13 protein-coding genes are annotated in these 16,793 nt (G+C 59.1%); 5 read left to right on the top strand and 8 right to left on the bottom strand.

Annotated elements, in window-relative coordinates:
* Positions 1-158: 158 nt before the first annotated feature.
* The 5 genes from rbfA to CPH89_RS05625 all read left to right on the top strand — a co-directional run bounded on the left by rbfA (position 159) and on the right by CPH89_RS05625 (position 5,076).
* Positions 159-554: a 30S ribosome-binding factor RbfA gene (gene rbfA, locus CPH89_RS05645; RefSeq protein WP_016973761.1), complete on the top strand. Its 396-nt coding sequence runs from the start codon at positions 159-161 to the stop codon at positions 552-554.
* 3 nt (positions 555-557) lie between these two features.
* Complete coding sequence (gene truB, locus CPH89_RS05640; RefSeq protein WP_003235022.1) at positions 558-1,475, top strand: tRNA pseudouridine(55) synthase TruB; 918 nt, start codon at positions 558-560, stop codon at positions 1,473-1,475.
* Between the two features lie 115 nt (positions 1,476-1,590).
* Entirely contained in the window at positions 1,591-1,860 is a 270-nt protein-coding gene (gene rpsO / locus CPH89_RS05635; RefSeq protein ID WP_003177875.1) for a 30S ribosomal protein S15, read from the top strand.
* A 194-nt stretch (positions 1,861-2,054) separates the two neighbouring features.
* Complete coding sequence (gene pnp / locus CPH89_RS05630; protein ID WP_053258071.1) at positions 2,055-4,160, top strand: polyribonucleotide nucleotidyltransferase; 2,106 nt, start codon at positions 2,055-2,057, stop codon at positions 4,158-4,160.
* A 295-nt stretch (positions 4,161-4,455) separates the two neighbouring features.
* The gene (locus CPH89_RS05625) at positions 4,456-5,076 is read left to right on the top strand and encodes a BON domain-containing protein (RefSeq protein WP_053258070.1); all 621 of its coding nucleotides are present in this window, start codon (positions 4,456-4,458) and stop codon (positions 5,074-5,076) included.
* Between the two features lie 286 nt (positions 5,077-5,362).
* On the opposite strand, the gene CPH89_RS05620 is transcribed toward CPH89_RS05625, so the two are convergent.
* The 8 genes from CPH89_RS05620 to folK all read right to left on the bottom strand — a co-directional run bounded on the left by CPH89_RS05620 (position 5,363) and on the right by folK (position 16,793).
* Positions 5,363-8,296, bottom strand: a complete 2,934-nt coding sequence (locus CPH89_RS05620) for a DUF748 domain-containing protein (protein WP_053258069.1) — start codon at positions 8,294-8,296, stop codon at positions 5,363-5,365.
* Positions 8,297-8,383: 87 nt separating this feature from the next.
* Complete coding sequence (locus CPH89_RS05615) at positions 8,384-9,400, bottom strand: class I SAM-dependent rRNA methyltransferase (RefSeq protein ID WP_053258068.1); 1,017 nt, start codon at positions 9,398-9,400, stop codon at positions 8,384-8,386.
* A gap of 55 nt (positions 9,401-9,455) precedes the next feature.
* On the bottom strand, positions 9,456-10,325 hold the full coding sequence (locus CPH89_RS05610; RefSeq protein ID WP_053258067.1) for an oxygenase MpaB family protein: 870 nt from the start codon (positions 10,323-10,325) through the stop codon (positions 9,456-9,458).
* A 16-nt stretch (positions 10,326-10,341) separates the two neighbouring features.
* Positions 10,342-12,279, bottom strand: a complete 1,938-nt coding sequence (gene acs / locus CPH89_RS05605; protein WP_053258066.1) for an acetate--CoA ligase — start codon at positions 12,277-12,279, stop codon at positions 10,342-10,344.
* 105 nt (positions 12,280-12,384) lie between these two features.
* Entirely contained in the window at positions 12,385-14,049 is a 1,665-nt protein-coding gene (pgi, locus tag CPH89_RS05600; protein WP_053258065.1) for a glucose-6-phosphate isomerase, read from the bottom strand.
* A gap of 241 nt (positions 14,050-14,290) precedes the next feature.
* Positions 14,291-15,142: a pantoate--beta-alanine ligase gene (gene panC / locus CPH89_RS05595; protein WP_053258064.1), complete on the bottom strand. Its 852-nt coding sequence runs from the start codon at positions 15,140-15,142 to the stop codon at positions 14,291-14,293.
* Positions 15,139-15,939 carry a 3-methyl-2-oxobutanoate hydroxymethyltransferase gene (gene panB / locus CPH89_RS05590; RefSeq protein WP_053258063.1) on the bottom strand — a complete coding sequence of 267 codons (801 nt, stop codon included), beginning with the start codon at positions 15,937-15,939 and terminating at the stop codon, positions 15,139-15,141. Before panB ends, panC begins: the two co-directional genes overlap by 4 nt.
* Positions 15,940-16,307: 368 nt before the next feature.
* Positions 16,308-16,793 (bottom strand): 2-amino-4-hydroxy-6-hydroxymethyldihydropteridine diphosphokinase, encoded by a 486-nt coding sequence (folK, locus tag CPH89_RS05585; protein WP_053258062.1) that lies wholly within the window; start codon positions 16,791-16,793, stop codon positions 16,308-16,310.

Here is a 16,793-nt window from a genome sequence, read left to right as displayed (position 1 = left end):
TCGCGCACTTCCGGAGCCACGCAACGTGTGGGCATGCAGATGCCCCGCGCAGCGTACGGACTCTAAACGCAACGCCCGGTCTGGCTTTTGTCAGGCCGGGCGTTTGCCGCTTTCAGACCCCACGGGTTTCACCGTGTGGCAGTAACAGGTAACAAGACATGGCAAAAGAATACAGCCGTACCCAGCGTATCGGCGATCAAATGCAGCGCGAGTTGGCCCAGCTGATCCGTCGCGAAGTCAAAGACCCACGCGTTGGCCTGGTCACCATCACCGCCGTTGAAGTGAGCCGTGACGTTGGTCACGCGAAAATTTTCATCACCGTGATGGGGCAGGACAGCAGCGAAGAAATCGCGCAAAGCATCAAGGTGCTGAATTCGGCTGCAGGCTTCCTGCGCATGCAGTTGGCCCGTGAAATGAAGCTGCGCAGCGTGCCTCAGTTGCATTTCCACTACGACGAAAGCGTCGTGCGTGGTGCGCACCTGTCGGCACTGATCGAGCGCGCCGTGGCGGAAGACAGCCAGCACCCGTCCACACCTGAAGACGCCAAGGAGTAAGCGGTGGCTCAGGTCAAACGTATCCGTCGCAACGTCAGCGGCATCATTCTGCTCGACAAGCCCATTGGCTTTACCTCCAATGCCGCTTTGCAGAAGGTTCGCTGGTTGCTCAACGCCGAGAAGGCCGGGCATACCGGCAGCCTCGATCCCTTGGCCACCGGCGTATTGCCGTTGTGCTTTGGTGAGGCCACCAAGTTCTCGCAATACCTGCTCGATTCCGACAAGGGTTACGAAACCCTGATGCAACTGGGCAAGACCACCACCACGGCCGATGCCGAGGGTGATGTTTTGCAGGTTCGCGACGTGACCGTTGGTCGTGCTGATATTGAAGCTGCTTTACCCGGTTTTCGTGGGCAAATCAGTCAGATACCCCCGATGTACTCGGCGCTCAAGCGTGATGGGCAGCCTCTTTACAAGCTGGCACGTGCGGGCGAAGTAGTGGAGCGCGAACCGCGTTCTGTTACTATTGCCCGCTTGGAATTGCTCGCCTGTGAGGGCGACACTGCCCGCTTGGCCGTGGATTGCAGCAAAGGCACCTATATCCGTACCCTGGTGGAAGATATTGGTGAACAGCTCGGTTGCGGCGCGTACGTTGCAGAGCTGCGACGCACGCAGGCAGGGCCTTTCAGCCTTGCCCAGACGGTCACGCTGGAAGAGTTGGAAGCGGTACATGCCGAAGGCGGCAATGAAGCAGTTGATCGCTTCCTGATGCCATCGGACAGCGGTTTGCTGGACTGGCCATTGCTGCACTTCTCGGAGCACAGCGCGTTCTACTGGCTAAACGGCCAGCCGGTACGCGCTCCGGACGCTCCGAAGTTCGGTATGGTGCGGGTACAAGATCATAACGGTCGCTTTATCGGTATCGGTGAAGTGAGCGAAGACGGGCGCATCGCGCCACGTCGACTAATTCGGTCAGAATGACCGGACGAGTGTGGCTGTTAACAGGCACGGTCAACACTCATTTTTAGATACAGGGATTTGTCCCTGGCCTGTTGAAACTGCCCTTTGGGTGGTTTCCTGAAAAAAGGATTGCCTCATGGCTCTCGACGTTCAAGAAAAAGCACAAATCGTTGCTGACTATCAGCAAGCTGTTGGTGACACTGGTTCGCCAGAAGTGCAAGTTGCACTGCTGACCCACAACATCAACAAGCTGCAAGGTCACTTCAAGGCCAACGGTAAAGATCACCACTCCCGTCGTGGTCTGATCCGCATGGTAAACCAGCGCCGTAAGCTGCTGGACTACCTGAAAGGCAAGGATCTGGGTCGTTATCAGACTCTGATCGGTCGCCTGGGTCTGCGTCGCTAATAAGCGATTGCGCTAGAGGTTGGTTGTCTGCCGTGTGTCAGTGGGATTCCCGCTGGCCCATGGCAGGCTCCCAGCCTCAAGTTTTATCTGGATACACGTTTTACCCTGGACCAGGCTCGGGCCGATTCCCGACATTGCCCAAGAATTTCGCAAGAAGACAAGTTCCCCAAGAGCCACAAAGAAGGTAGGACACCGTGAACCCGGTTATCAAAAAATTCCAGTTCGGTCAGTCGACCGTTACCCTCGAGACAGGCCGTATCGCCCGTCAAGCTTCCGGCGCAGTGCTGGTCACCGTTGATGACGACGTTACCGTACTGGTGACTGTTGTTGGCGCCAAGCACGCGGACCCAAGCAAGGGCTTCTTCCCTCTGTCCGTTCACTACCAGGAAAAGACTTACGCTGCCGGTAAGATCCCTGGCGGTTTCTTCAAGCGCGAAGGCCGTCCTTCCGAGAAAGAAACCCTGACTTCCCGACTGATCGACCGTCCGATCCGTCCGCTGTTCCCAGAAGGCTTCATGAACGAAGTGCAGGTTGTCTGCACCGTCGTTTCCACCAGCAAGAAGACCGATCCGGACATCGCTGCGATGATCGGTACCTCGGCTGCCCTGGCCATTTCCGGTATTCCTTTCGATGGTCCAATCGGCGCTGCCCGTGTTGCGTTCCACGAAAGCACCGGCTACCTGCTGAACCCGACTTACGAACAACAGAAAGCTTCGAGCCTGGACATGGTCGTTGCCGGTACTTCGGAAGCTGTGTTGATGGTTGAATCGGAAGCCAAAGAGCTGACCGAAGACCAGATGCTGGGCGCGGTACTGTTTGCTCACGACGAGTTCCAGGTTGTAATCAACGCTGTTAAAGAACTCGCTGCTGAAGCCGCCAAGCCAACCTGGACCTGGGCTCCACAAGCTGAAGCGACTGAACTGCTGGGCGCTATCCGCTCCGAGTTCGGCGCAGCGATCTCCGATGCCTACACCATCACCGTCAAGGCCGACCGTTATGCTCGCCTGGGCGAGCTGAAGGATCAGGTTGTGGCCAAGCTGTCCGGTGAAGAAGGCCAGCCTTCCTCCAGCGACGTCAAAGCTGCATTCGGTGAAATCGAATACCGCACCGTTCGCGAAAACATCGTTAACGGCAAGCCACGTATCGACGGCCGCGACACCCGCACCGTACGTCCGCTGAACATCGAAGTGGGTGTTCTGCCGAAGACTCACGGTTCGGCGCTCTTCACCCGCGGTGAAACTCAGGCTCTGGTCGTCGCAACCCTGGGTACTGCCCGTGACGCACAGTTGCTGGACACCCTGGAAGGCGAGAAAAAAGACCCGTTCATGCTGCACTACAACTTCCCTCCGTTCTCGGTTGGTGAGTGTGGTCGCATGGGTGGTGCTGGTCGTCGCGAAATCGGTCACGGCCGTCTGGCTCGTCGTTCGATTGCAGCCATGCTGCCTGCTGCTGACGTGTTCCCTTACACCATCCGTGTTGTGTCGGAAATCACTGAGTCCAACGGCTCCAGCTCCATGGCTTCGGTCTGCGGTGCTTCCCTGGCGTTGATGGATGCTGGTGTCCCGATGAAGGCACCGGTTGCCGGTATCGCCATGGGTCTGGTTAAAGAAGGCGAGAAGTTCGCCATCCTGACCGACATCCTGGGTGACGAAGACCACCTGGGCGACATGGACTTCAAAGTAGCCGGTACCGCCAAAGGTGTTACCGCGCTGCAGATGGACATCAAGATCAAGGGCATCACCGAAGAAATCATGGAAATCGCTCTGGGCCAAGCCCTGGAAGCGCGCCTGAACATCCTCGGTCAGATGAACCAGATCATTGGTCAGTCCCGTACCGAACTGTCGGAAAATGCTCCGACCATGATCGCGATGAAAATCGACACCGACAAAATCCGTGATGTTATCGGTAAAGGCGGCGCGACCATTCGTGCGATCTGTGAAGAGACCAAGGCTTCGATCGACATCGAAGACGACGGCTCGATCAAGATCTTCGGCGAAACCAAGGAAGCTGCAGAAGCTGCACGTCAGCGCGTTCTGGGTATCACCGCTGAGGCCGAGATCGGCAAGATCTACGTCGGTAAAGTTGAGCGCATCGTCGACTTCGGCGCATTCGTCAACATCCTGCCGGGCAAAGACGGTCTGGTTCACATCTCCATGCTGAGCGACGCTCGTGTTGAGAAAGTGACCGACATTCTGAAAGAAGGCCAGGAAGTGGAAGTGTTGGTACTGGACGTGGATAACCGCGGCCGTATCAAGCTGTCCATCAAGGACGTAGCAGCAGCCAAGGCTTCGGGCGTTTAATTACCCCTTTGCTCTAAGCTGAAAAAGGACTCTTCGGAGTCCTTTTTTTATGCGCGCAGGAAAATGTCGGGAAATCAGTCGCTTAGTTAATTCAAAAAAGCCGCAACTTGCACGCAGGCACGATCAGTTTCATGCAACTTGCACGATTCCGCGAATCGGCTGTTTTTTTAAGTTATTGTTTTATAAGGAAAATATCCGGTTGCAGGACTTGGCACAGTGCCTGCAATAACCCTGTTAACGCTGCAGCATCAACGTTCACACACTGCAGACTTTCAATAAAACAGGAGTTACTCGTATGAAGAAGTTCGCTCTCGCTACTGCTACCGCTCTGACCCTGGCCATGGGTGCTAACGTGGCCTTTGCTCAGACTTCCCAAGCGCCAATGACCCTGGCCGCTGGCGAAATGACCAAAGCCAAAGAGTCCACCTCGGACACTTGGATCACCACCAAAGTCAAAGCCGATCTGCTGACTGAAAAAGGTATTCCTGGCTCGGACATCAAGGTAGAAACCAACAAAGGTGTGGTTTCCCTGTCCTCGACAGTCGCCATTTCTGATGCTCAGAAAGCCACTGCTGTAGCGATCACCAAGAAAATCAAAGGCGTTACTGCCGTGTCCGCTGACGGCCTGATGGCGGGTGGCGCGACTAAAGCAGATAACGTCGACAAAACCAAAAGCGCCGCTGCTGGCGCAAAAGAGACCACCTCGGACACCTGGATCACCACCAAAGTGAAAGCTGACCTGGTTACCGAGAAAGGCATTCCTGGCACCGACATCAAAGTCGAAACCAATAAGGGTGTAGTGTCCCTGTCTTCGTCGGCCGCAGTGACTGAAGCTCAGAAAACCACCGCAGTGAATATCGCCAAGCAAATCAAAGGCGTTAAAGCTGTATCGGCTGATGGCCTGAAAGCAGAGTAACGCTCAACTTTTCGCCTGAACTGGGCGGCGGCGGCTCAGGGTGAGCTAGATATCCACCCGGTGCACCTCTTGAGTTCATGCGACCGACCACACGGATGTGGTCATTACAGGCCCCGGCACTTGTGTCGGGGCCTGTTCTATTGTGGGCTGGAATAAAACCAGCCCGACAAACATGAACGTGGGAGCTGGCTTGCCCGCGATGCAGTCACCTCGGTCGTTCAGTTGAACCGAGGTGATGCTATCGCAGGCAAGCCAGCTCCCACATTCGGATGATGTCGCTCAGGCGTTACTCGGCATCCAGATGCATCGGCGTTACCACACGACCATCCTTCTCTGCCTGCCCCAGGTTGGCGTCAATGAAGTAAACCCGGTCATCTTCCAGTTTACCCTTGTCCACCAAGTAGTCCTTGATGGTGCTGGCCCGGTCCTGGCCCAACTGGCGCAGCAGCACGTCACTGGCGCTCCAGAACTTGATCAAGCCATCCTTGAGCTTCGCAGTGCGATCATCGCTGCTCAGGTCCTTCCATTCTGCCGGTGGCTGTTGTTTCAGGCGAGTACGGTAGATGCCTTCGAGCAACGGTGCTTTTTCTTTCTCCGGTACAACCAGCAGCGAGGCCTGGGCTGGAACCTTGTCACCACGGCGCTGCAGGATCTTGTAGTAGTTGTACTGGTATTCACGCTCCAGACGTTCTGCGGCCAGGAATGGCCCATCGCTGCTGGCAGCCGCCGTGCCTTCGATTTCCAGGCGCAGGGTAGGGCGCTCTTTCAGCGCCTTGGCCAGGGTATTCAGGGCGCCTTCGGCGTCTTTGTTCAACTCACTGGAACCGGCGGCGAACGACACATTACCCAGGTCTTCCGAGCCGCCACCGCTTACCAGCCCGCCGATAAACTTGAACGGCGCCGTTGCCGCGCGTACGACCAGGTTGCGCAGGGTCTGCCACACAATCGGCATCACGCTGAATTGCGGGTTATTCAGGTCGCCAGTTACCGGCAGTTCGATGGAGATCTTGCCGTCAGAGTCCTTGAGCAGGGCGATTGCCAGACGAATCGGCAAGTCCACGGCGTCGGCACTGTCGACCTTCTCACCCAATTGCAGCTGTTCGACCACCACCTTGTTTTCGGCCTTCAATTGGCCTTTGGTGATGACATAGTGCAGGTCGAGGTTGAGGCGGCCCTTGCGGATGCGAAAGCCCGCGAACTTGCCGGAGTACGGCGTCAATGTCGTGAGTTCAACGCGTTTGAAGCTGGTGGCGATATCCAGCGCCGCCATCGGGTCAAATGGGTTGACGCTGCCCTTGATGGTCACCGGGGCGTAGCGATCTACCTTACCGTTGATGTCGACGCTCGCCGGTTTGGCCTGGCGGCTGTCAATGGTGCCAATCTTCCCGTTGAGTTGTTGAATGGCAGTGGCAAAGTTGGGCGTGAGGCTGAAGTCGGCGAAGTTGGCCGAGCCATCATTGATCGCAACCTGCCCAATGTGAATGCCCAGTGGCTTCTCTTTGCTGGCCGCCGGCTTGGCTGCCGTCTTGTTGCCAGTGTCGGCCGGTTGCGGGATCAGCAAGTCATCGATGTTGGTGGTGCGGTCATCGTTGATCATGAAACGTGCGTAAGGCTGCAGCAGGTTGACCTTGTCGATCGACAGGCTATCGCCGTGCTGATAGTTCACGCCCTCCAGCATCAGGCGCTGCCATTTGACGAAGTCGCGGTTCTTGAGGGTGTCCAGGGTATGTAATTGATCGACCTGGGCACTGCCGGTGACCTGAAAGGCCAGTGGGTCCGTGTTTTTCAGGTTCACATCCAGATTGCTGCCCAACATGCCGCTGCGCAGTTCCAGGCGAATAAACGGGCTGATATAGGATTGGGCAACCCGCAGGTCGATATCCTGAGTATTCACTTTCAGTTTGGCGCTGACCGGGCTGAGGTTGACCTCGCCGACCGCCTGGATCTTGCCTTGCTTGCCCAGCCCGGTGTCGACTTTCAGGTTAAAGGGCTTCTGGTTGAGGCTGTCGAAGTTCTGCACATCGACATTCAACGGGCCCAGTTCCAGGGCGACCGCAGGTTTGGCCTGACGGTCAGCCAGGTGTACCTGATAGTTACGCAGTTGCACGTCTTTGAGCAGCACTTGCCAGGGTTTGCTGGGGGCTGCCGGTGCAGCTTTTGGCGAGTCGGCAGTGGCGGGCGCAGTGGCGGGTTCCGGTGCCTTGGCCGGTTTGCTCGGTTGGCTGGCAAACAGCTTTTGCCAATCCAGTTGCCCGTCGGCTTCGCGGGCCGCCCAGGTTTCCAGCTTGTTGCTGCGAATCTTGCCGACAATCACTTGCTGCTTGGCCAGGTCGACAGTGGTGTCGCTGACATCCAGGCGCTCCAGTCGCACCAATGGCCGGCCATCCGGTGCCTTGATGGCAAAGGGCGCGATGCTGGCGGACGTGTTGGTCAGGTTCAGCTCGGTTTCTTTGGCTAGGCTGAACTTGTAGTGGGTGCTGAAATTCAGCACACCGTTCTCAAGCACCAATGGCAGGGCATCTCGTACATACGGCCACCAGGCTTTCATTTTACCGTCGGTGACTTTCAGCGTGCCTTCGGAAGTGATCGGCACCAGGCTGAAGTTGCCTTTCCAGTCGATTTGCCCGCCTTCAGGGCCGGCAGCCACCAGCGTCATGTCGGCATTGTCTTCCGGCAAGGTGCTGAGGTTTTTCAGCTCGAAGTCGAGTTTGTTGTAGAGGAACTCAATCGGCTCGCTCGGGCGCAGATCCTTGAAGTGCACATAACCGCCGGCCAGCTTGATGCTGTCGATACGCAGCGGGAAAGGTTTGGCATTCGGGTCGGCCGGCGTCGGCTCACTCGGCGGCAGCTTGAACAGTTGCGCCAGATTCAGTTGGCCGGACTTATCGAACAGCAGTTCGGTCTTGGGCTGGTCCAGTTGTACGTCTGCCAGGTGCAGGGCGCGCGTCCAGAGACTGTCGATCTGCAGGTTGGCGTAAAGACGCTCGAAACCCACCTGTTCCTTGCCGGGTTCGCCGATCTTCAAGCCCCACAGTGTCAGCTCCAGGCTGAACGGGTTGAGCTCGATACGTTCGATCCGCGCCGGCACCGTGGCGTAATTGGCCAGTTGCTGGTTGGCTACACGAAGGGCGATGCCCGGCAGAATCAAAAAGCCCAGCAAGCTGTACAGAGCAAGGGCAGTCAACAAGGCGCCTATGGCGCGAATCAATCCTTTGGGCATGGGTGACGCCATCTATGTCGAACGAGAGTGCCTTGGAGTATGGCACGGGATTTCGGTTCCGAAGAAGCGGGTCTATTGAGACAAGTCTTACAGCTGCAGCATCAGTGTTTTCAGGGGCGGCTGCTGGTCCTGGGACGGGAAGTCCGTCCCCGGCGTGATGATTTGCCAGTCGCGTACCGGGCGGCCGGCTTTTTCGGCGCAACGCAGCACCTGTTCACGCCAGTCATCCATGCTGACTTTTGCGAGGTTGTTGCAGCAGATCAGCACGCCATTGTCGGCGGTTGCCAGCAACGCGGGTTTGAGCAGGCTCTGGTAGTCGCGCAACAGGTCAACGGTGCCGAATGCGCTCTTGGCCCAGGCCGGAGGGTCGAGCAGTACCAGGTCATATTGGCGTTGCTCAAGGCGCGGATAGCTCGGCAGCTTTTGGCCACGCCGCTGGGTGATCGGCAAACCCGCCAGTTGGCGAATTGCCGGGAAGTAGTCGGACTGCACAAAGTCCATGGTCGGCAAGTGCGGGTTGAGCAAGCCGTTTTCGCGACCGACCGCCAGGTTGCCCTCGGCGAAGTCCAGGTTGCACACCTCGCGTGCGCCACCGGCTGCTGCGCTCAAGCCTACGCCACAGGTGTAGGCGAACAGGTTGAGTACGCTTTTGCCGGCGCTGTGGTGCTTGACCCAACCACGGGTGTTGCGCAAATCCAGGAACAGCAACGGGTCCTGCCCGGCGTGGCGCCCACGTACACGGTAATTGAGTCCCCATTCGTGACCGACCTTGTCTTCCAGGGCCGCGGGTTCGGCGCGGTATACCGTGTCTTCGCGGTCGATTCGCGAGTTGCCGCGGGAACGGTCGTTGTACACCAGCTGCAATTCCAGGCCCATGAACTGATTGACCTGTTGGTACAGGTCCAGCAGTTCCTCGGTGTGCAGGGACTGATGGAAGCTTTGCACCAGCAGTTGCGGGCCATAACGGTCGATGGTCAGGCCACCGGCGCCTTCCTGGCTGCCATGGAACAGCCGGTAGCAGTCGGTGCCCTGGGCATGCAGCTCGTTGATCAGGTCTTGGCGGTGGTCGAGGGCGGCGCGCAGCGCCTGATTCAAGGGAGTCATGGAGCGCGCCTTGCTGTAAATGGGGGCGCGGAGTTTAACAGCTATAGGCGCTGGCCTACATCAACCCCATCCGCCGATGGGCGCGTTGTACCGAACCATTGCGCATCGCCCAACGCAGCAACGGCGCGCTGCGCTTGACCCCGGCGCGGATCATCTGGCGTTGCAGCGGGCTCTGGTGTTGTTCGAGCATCGTGCTGGCCCAGTCCGGCAGCAGGTCGATCCCTGCTTGCATCATCAAACTGCCAAAGGGTTTGGCCAATGTGCTGGGGGCGGGTGCATTGACCAATAGGCGCAGCACTTCGCGGCTACGCTCGTCGCACAGCAATTGCGGACGAATGCGCGCCAGATAATCCGAAATTTCCTGCCGTGAGCGCGGAACATGTCGCGCGCCAAGCCTTTCGGCGACCAGAGCGATTTCGCAGTAGTAGCGATCCTGATCCCGCCCGCTGAGGTGCGGGTTTCGATAACGCAGGTGCGCCGCGAGGAAGTTGCTGACTTCCGCCACATGCACCCAGGTCAGCAGCTCTGGGTCGCTGGCCGCATAGGCTCGGCCGTCCGGGGCGTGCCCGACCACTTGCAGGTGGATGGTGCGCACTTTCTCAATCAGCCATTCGGCGTCCTTGCGCGAACCGAACGTGGTGCCGGAAATAAACTGTGAGGTCCGCCGCAAGCGTCCGAGCATGTCCTGGCGAAAGTTGGAGTGGTCCCACACACCGGCCAGGGCCAGCGGGTGCAAGGCTTGCAGCATCAACGCGCTGATGCCGCCGATGAGCATGCTGCTGAAGTCGCCATGGACTTGCCAACTGACCGAGTCCGGTCCGAACAGGCCTGGGTCGCCCTTGGGGTTTTCCAGGTCCAACTGGCCCAGTGACAGACCGGTGAGGCTCATCAGCTGGGTTTCGATGCGGCTGCGGATAAATTCCATGGCGACGCGGGGGTTCCTATCGATTCAGGCGTTTGTCGATCAGACCGTCTACGACACTGGGGTCAGCCAGGGTTGAGGTGTCGCCGAGGCTGTCCAGTTCGTTGCAGGCAATTTTGCGCAAAATCCGTCGCATGATCTTGCCGGAACGGGTTTTCGGCAAGGCGGGTGCCCATTGGATCAGTTCCGGCTTGGCAAAGCTGCCGATTTCCTGGCTGACCAAATCAAGCAGGTGCTTTTTCAGCGCGTCGTTGGGCTCGACCCCATTCATGGGGGTGACAAAGGCGTAAATCCCTTGGCCTTTAACGTCGTGGGGGTAGCCGACCACGGCGGCTTCGGCCACTTGGTCATGCAGCACCAGCGCGCTTTCCACTTCGGCGGTGCCGATACGGTGGCCGGACACGTTAATAACATCATCAATGCGCCCGGTGATCCAGTAGTCACCGTCCTCATCGCGCCGTGCGCCGTCGCCGGTGAAGTAGTAGCCGGGGTAAGGTTTGAAATAGGTGTCGATCATGCGCTGCGGGTCGCCGTAGATGCTGCGGATTTGCCCAGGCCAACTGGCTTTGATGGCAAGTACGCCACTGCCGGCGCCGCTCAATTCCTTGCCTTGTTCGTCGAGCAACACAGGCTGTACGCCAAACATCGGCTGGGTTGCGCAACCCGGTTTGATCCGTTGGGCGCTGACCAGCGGGCTGAGCATGATGCCGCCGGTTTCGGTCTGCCACCAGGTGTCGACGATCGGGCAACGCTGCTCGCCCACGGCGTTGAAATACCAGTCCCAGGCTTCCGGGTTTATCGGCTCGCCGACGCTGCCCAACAGGCGCAGGCTGGCGCGCGAGGTGCTCTCCAGTGGGCCGTGGCCCTCACGCATCAGGGCGCGCAGTGCGGTGGGCGCGGTGTAGAAGATATTGACGTTGTGCTTGTCGATCACCTGCCAGAAACGCGAGCTGCTCGGGTAGCTCGGCACGCCTTCGAATATCAGCGAAGTGGCGCCATTGGCCAGCGGGCCGTAGACGATATAGCTGTGGCCGGTGACCCAGCCTACATCGGCGGTGCACCAGAATACTTCGCCGTCGCGATAATCCAGCACGTACTTGAAGGTCATCGCGGCTTGCAGCAGGTAGCCGCCCGTGGTGTGCAACACGCCCTTGGGTTTGCCGGTGCTGCCGGAGGTGTAGAGGATGAACAGCGGGTCTTCGGCGTCCATTGGCTCCGGCGGGCAGTCGTCGCTGGCGGCCTCCAGGGCCTGTTGATACTTGAGGTCGCGGTCTTTTACCCAGGTAATGTCCGCACCGGTGCGCTCCACCACGACTACCGTGCTGACGTTCGGGCAACTGGCCAGGGCCTTGTCGACATTTTTTTTCAAGGCCACCGGCTTGCCACCGCGTACGCCTTCGTCAGCGGTGATGACCGTGCGGCAGTCGGCATCGAGAATGCGATCGCGCAAGGCGTCCGGCGAGAACCCGCCAAACACCACCGAATGCACGGCGCCAATGCGTGTGCAGGCGAGCATTGCGTAGGCGGCTTCCGGGATCATCGGCATGTAGATGCACACCCGGTCGCCTTTCTTCACGCCACGACTTTTCAGCACATTGGCCAAGCGGCTGACGTTTTGGTGGAGTTGGCGGTAGGTGATTTTGGAAGACGTTGCAGGATCGTCGCCTTCCCAGATGAACGCTGGCTGGTCAGCGCGTTGCGCCAGGTGACGGTCGATGCAGTTGTAGCTGACGTTCAGTTGGCCGCCGGCAAACCATTGGGCTGCGCCGGTGTTGATGTCCGAGTGTTGAACGGTATGCCACGGGGTCATCCAGTGGAGAAAGCGCTTGGCCTGTTCGGCCCAGAAGATCTCGGGTTGCTCGATCGATTGGCGATAGAGGCGTTGGTAGTCTTCTTGATTAAGCTGCGCCGCCCGGCGCACGGCATCGGCGGTGGGGAATGTGCTGATATCGAACATGAGCGGTCCTTATTCTTGTTTTCGGGACAAGTCATAAAGATGCACGCACTGAGGGGAGGGTTCAAGGCCAACGTCCAAACGGACGTTGGCCTCGCGATACCTGGATCAGCCGCGGTGACGACCGCGGAAGTAGTTGATCAGGCCCTGGGTCGAAGCATCCTCGGCCGAGGTTTCTTCGGCGCCGGTCAGACGGTTGTACACGCCTTTGCCCAGCTCTTTGCCCAGCTCCACGCCCCATTGGTCGAAGGCGTTGATGCCCCAGATCACGCTCTGCACGAACACTTTGTGTTCATACATGGCCACCAGTGCGCCGAGGCGACGCGGGCTGATGCGTTCGACCACGAGGGTGTTGCTCGGGCGGTTGCCCGGGATCACCTTGTGCGGGGCCAGCTTCTGCACTTCATCTTCCGCAATGCCCTTCTCGCGCAGTTCGGCTTCGGCTTCACTGCGTGTCTTGCCGAGCATCAGTGCCTGGCTTTGCGACAGGCAGTTGGCGAACAGCCACTGGTGGTGGTCGGACACTGGGTTGAAGCTGACGATTGGCACGATAAAGTCGGCCGGAATCAGTTGGGTCCCTTGGTGCAGCAACTGGTGGTAAGCGTGCTGACCGTTGCAACCGACGCCGCCCCAGATAACCGGGCCGGTGTCGGTGGACACTGGTGTGCCGTCCTGGCGCACGCTCTTGCCGTTGGATTCCATGTCCAGCTGTTGCAAGTGCTTGGTGATGTTACGCAGGTAGTGGTCGTACGGCAGGATCGCGTGGCTCTGCGCACCCCAGAAGTTGCCGTACCACACGCCCAGCAGACCCAGCAGCACCGGCATGTTGGCTTCGAATGGAGCATTCTGGAAATGCTGGTCCATGGTGTAGGCACCAGACAGCAGTTCCTTGAAGTTGGACATGCCGATGGCCAGGGCAATTGGCAAGCCAATGGCGGACCACAGCGAGTAACGGCCACCGACCCAGTCCCACATCGGGAAAATGTTTTCTTCGCGGATACCGAAAGCGACCGCCGCCGCGTTGTTGCTCGATACGGCGATGAAGTGGCGGTACAGCTCGGCTTCGGAACCGCCCTGGGCCAGGTACCAGGCGCGTGCCGCCTGGGCGTTTTTCAGGGTTTCCAGGGTGTTGAAGGACTTCGACGAGACGATAAACAGCGTGGTCTCGGCGCGCAGCTTCTGGGTCAGTTCGTGGAACTCACTGCCGTCGATGTTTGCCAGGTAATGGCAACGCACGCCTTTGTGGGCGTAGGACAGCAGCGCCTCGGAGACCAGCTCCGGGCCCAGGAACGAGCCACCGATACCGATGTTCACCACGTCAGTGATCGGCTTTTCGGTGTAGCCACGCCACAGGCCATCGTGGATACGGCCGACGAGGTCGGTGATCTGGTTCAGCACCTTGTGCACATCCGGCATGATGTTCACGCCATTGACCGACAGCTTGTCGCCGACTGGGCGGCGCAGGGCGGTGTGCAGGGCCGGGCGGCCTTCGGAGGAGTTAACCGGTTCGCCGGCATACAGCGCTTTGATCGCGCCTTTAAGGTCGACTTCCTTAGCCAGGGCCACCAGCAGGTCACGGGTTTCGCTGGTGATCAGGTTTTTCGAGTAATCGAGGAACAGCCCGCAGCTGCTCAAGGTGAATTGGGAAAAGCGCTGGGGATCGGCATCAAACGCTTCGCGCATGCTGAAATCCTGCATGGCGAGGCGGTGTTGGTTGAGCGCTTGCCAAGCGGGCAGAGCGGTAACGTCATGAGGAGTGCGGTAGTACGCCATCGCTGCGGGTTTCCTTTTTATTACGGGGACTTGCCTTTAGGACACTTCTAAATCCGGAACGTCCAGTCTTTCATCAGGCGTTGAGCTCCGGTCAGCGCCAACTATGGCGCAGGGCGATTACATTAAACCTAGCGTGTCGATATGTCTTGGCTTTGTCTGCGCTGTAGCCGGTACTTTTTTATACCGGCACAGCAGGGAGGGCAACTGTTTAGCGGTTTTTCAGGGGGAAAGGCCGGGTTGGTCAGGCCAGATTCAAGTGCAAGTTATCGATCAGGCGCGTAGCGCCCAAATACGCGGCTACCAGGATCACGACATCACGGTCTTCAGGCGTGGCGGCACGCAGGTGCACGCCTTGGCGCACTTCCAGGTAATCCAGGCGCAAACCGGCCGCTTCGATGTGCTGGATCTGCTCGGCGCGCAGCTTGGCGAAATCGTGGTCACCGCCCTTGATGGCGGCAGCGATCTGGCTGAGGCTGCGGTACAGCACGGGTGCGATGGCGCGTTGTTCTTCGGTGAGGTAACCGTTGCGCGATGACAGCGCGAGGCCGTCGGCGGCACGTACGGTTGGCTCGCCGATGATCTGGATCGGCATGTTCAGGTCATGGACCATGGCGCGAATAACCGCCAGTTGCTGGTAATCCTTCTGGCCAAACACGGCCATGTCCGGCTGGACCATGTTGAACAGTTTGCTGACCACCGTGGCCACACCTTCGAAATGCCCTGGGCGACTGGCGCCGCAGAGGCCTTCGGACAGCTGCGGGACACTCACGCGGGTCTGGCCGGTCATGCCGCCGGGGTACATTTCTTCGACGGTCGGCGCGAACAGCAGGTTGCAACCGGCTTGCAGCAGCTTTTCCTGGTCGGCAGCCAGTGTGCGCGGGTATTTGTCCAGGTCTTCGCCGGCACCGAACTGCAGCGGGTTGACGAAAATGCTCGCCACCACGAAGTCCGATTGCTGCGCGGCCTTGGTCACCAGAGTGGCGTGGCCGCTGTGCAGGTTGCCCATGGTGGGCACAAAGCCAATGCGCTTGCCGGCACTGCGCGCGTGAGCGACGGCGGCGCGCAGCTCTCGTACTGTTTTAACGGTGTTCATGCAGAGAATCCGTGTTCGACGCCTGGGAAAGAACCGGCTTTGACTTCGTCCACGTAAGCGCTCAATGCTGCCTGGATGCTGTCCTGGCCGGCCATGAAATTTTTCACGAACTTCGGCGCACGGCCGGTCAACGACAGGCCGAGCATGTCGTGCATCACCAGCACCTGGCCGTCGGTGGCGGAACCTGCGCCAATGCCGATCACCGGCACTTTGACGGCCTGGGTGATTTCCGCCGCCAGTTCGCTCGGCACGCACTCCAGCAGAATCATCGCCGCACCTGCTTGTTCCAGGGCGATGGCGTCCGCACGCATCTGGCGCGCCTGGGCCTCATTGCGACCTTGTACTTTATAGCCGCCAAGCAGGTTGACCGACTGCGGGGTCAGGCCCATGTGCACACACACGGGTACGCCGCGCTCAGCCAGCAGTCGGATCGACTCGGCGAGCCATACGGCGCCTTCCACTTTGATCATGTGCGCACCGGCTTGCATCAGTTTGCCGGCGTTTTGAAAGGTCTGCTCGACCGTGGCGTAACTCATGAACGGCAGGTCGGCGATGATGAAGGCGCCGTCGTTACCGCGTTTCACGCTGGCGGTGTGGTAGGCGAGTTCATCGGTGGTGACGGGCAGGGTGCTGTCATTCCCTTGAAGAACCATGCCCAGGGAGTCACCCACCAGTAGCACCTCGACGCCGGCCTGGCAGCAGGCCTGGGCGAAGGTGGCGTCGTAGCAGGTCAGCATGGTGATTTTTTCACCTTTGAGCTTCAGGCTCTGCAAGGTGGTCAGGGTAATGTCTGGCATGAAAAGGGTCCTCGTTCAGGCGCTTGGAAACAGCGAGTAACGCGCGTGAGTCTTCGTTTATACAGGCGCACTGTCTTGAGAGCAGTGCTTATAAGGCCTGGATTGCGCCCTTTAGCGCCGGGTCGGCGGCAGCGGGACGCCTATAGTCGTGATGAGGACACGGGAAGTCAATTGGATGTGTTACCGCATTGTTACGAGTGCGGTGTTACCGCTGTTACTGACGCGATTCAGCAGGTTGAACGCCGCTTGGCGTCACGCCGGCGATCAAGTGTGGGCGCTGGCTTGCCGGCGCTGCAGACGACTCGGCACATCCGCCACACCGCGTTGATGCGATCGCAGGCAAGCCAGCTGCTCCCACAGGGATCGCATCAAGCAGTCGGGAGGCGTTCCAGGCCGACGAACGGGCAGGCTGCCAGCAGTTCGCAGAGCGTTTGGCCGTTTGGCAGTTGCAGGTGGGTGGGGGCCAGTTCGGCCAGCGGGTACAACACGAACGCCCGCAGGTGCATCTGGTAATGGGGGACCTTGAGGCGCGGTTCATCGATCAGGCGATCGCCGAACAACAGGATATCCAGATCCAGGGTGCGTGGGCCCCAGCGTTCAAGGCGCTCGCGGCCCTGGTCGTTTTCGATGGCTTGCAACGCATCGAGCATCTCCAAGGGCGCGAGGCAGCTGTCCAGGGCGGCGACCGCATTGGTGTAGCGCGGTTGGCCCGGGAGCAGAGAGTCACTTTGATAAAACGCCGATACGCCGGCGACGCTGGTGCCTGGCAATAACGCTAACGCCTCTACGGCGCTGCGCAATTGTTGGTCCGGGGCCGCGAGATTGCTGCCCATGCCGATGTAGATACGGTCCAC

Origin of the sequence: Pseudomonas fluorescens, assembly GCF_900215245.1 — a bacterium.
In the GTDB taxonomy this organism is placed as follows: Bacteria; Pseudomonadota; Gammaproteobacteria; order Pseudomonadales; family Pseudomonadaceae; genus Aquipseudomonas; species Aquipseudomonas fluorescens.
This window is presented reverse-complemented; position numbering and strand designations above follow the sequence as displayed.

Excerpts from the sequence above, each read along its gene's own strand:
- rbfA (WP_016973761.1), top strand. The coding sequence starts at position 159 with ATGGCAAAAGAATACAGCCGTACCCAGCGTATCGGCGATCAAATGCAG.
- panB (WP_053258063.1), bottom strand. The coding sequence starts at position 15,939 with ATGCCAGACATTACCCTGACCACCTTGCAGAGCCTGAAGCTCAAAGGT.
- CPH89_RS05615 (WP_053258068.1), bottom strand. The coding sequence starts at position 9,400 with ATGACTCCCTTGAATCAGGCGCTGCGCGCCGCCCTCGACCACCGCCAA.
- panC (WP_053258064.1), bottom strand. The coding sequence starts at position 15,142 with ATGAACACCGTTAAAACAGTACGAGAGCTGCGCGCCGCCGTCGCTCAC.
- acs (WP_053258066.1), bottom strand. The coding sequence starts at position 12,279 with ATGTTCGATATCAGCACATTCCCCACCGCCGATGCCGTGCGCCGGGCG.
- CPH89_RS05620 (WP_053258069.1), bottom strand. The coding sequence starts at position 8,296 with ATGCCCAAAGGATTGATTCGCGCCATAGGCGCCTTGTTGACTGCCCTT.
- rpsO (WP_003177875.1), top strand. The coding sequence starts at position 1,591 with ATGGCTCTCGACGTTCAAGAAAAAGCACAAATCGTTGCTGACTATCAG.
- CPH89_RS05610 (WP_053258067.1), bottom strand. The coding sequence starts at position 10,325 with ATGGAATTTATCCGCAGCCGCATCGAAACCCAGCTGATGAGCCTCACC.
- pgi (WP_053258065.1), bottom strand. The coding sequence starts at position 14,049 with ATGGCGTACTACCGCACTCCTCATGACGTTACCGCTCTGCCCGCTTGG.
- CPH89_RS05625 (WP_053258070.1), top strand. The coding sequence starts at position 4,456 with ATGAAGAAGTTCGCTCTCGCTACTGCTACCGCTCTGACCCTGGCCATG.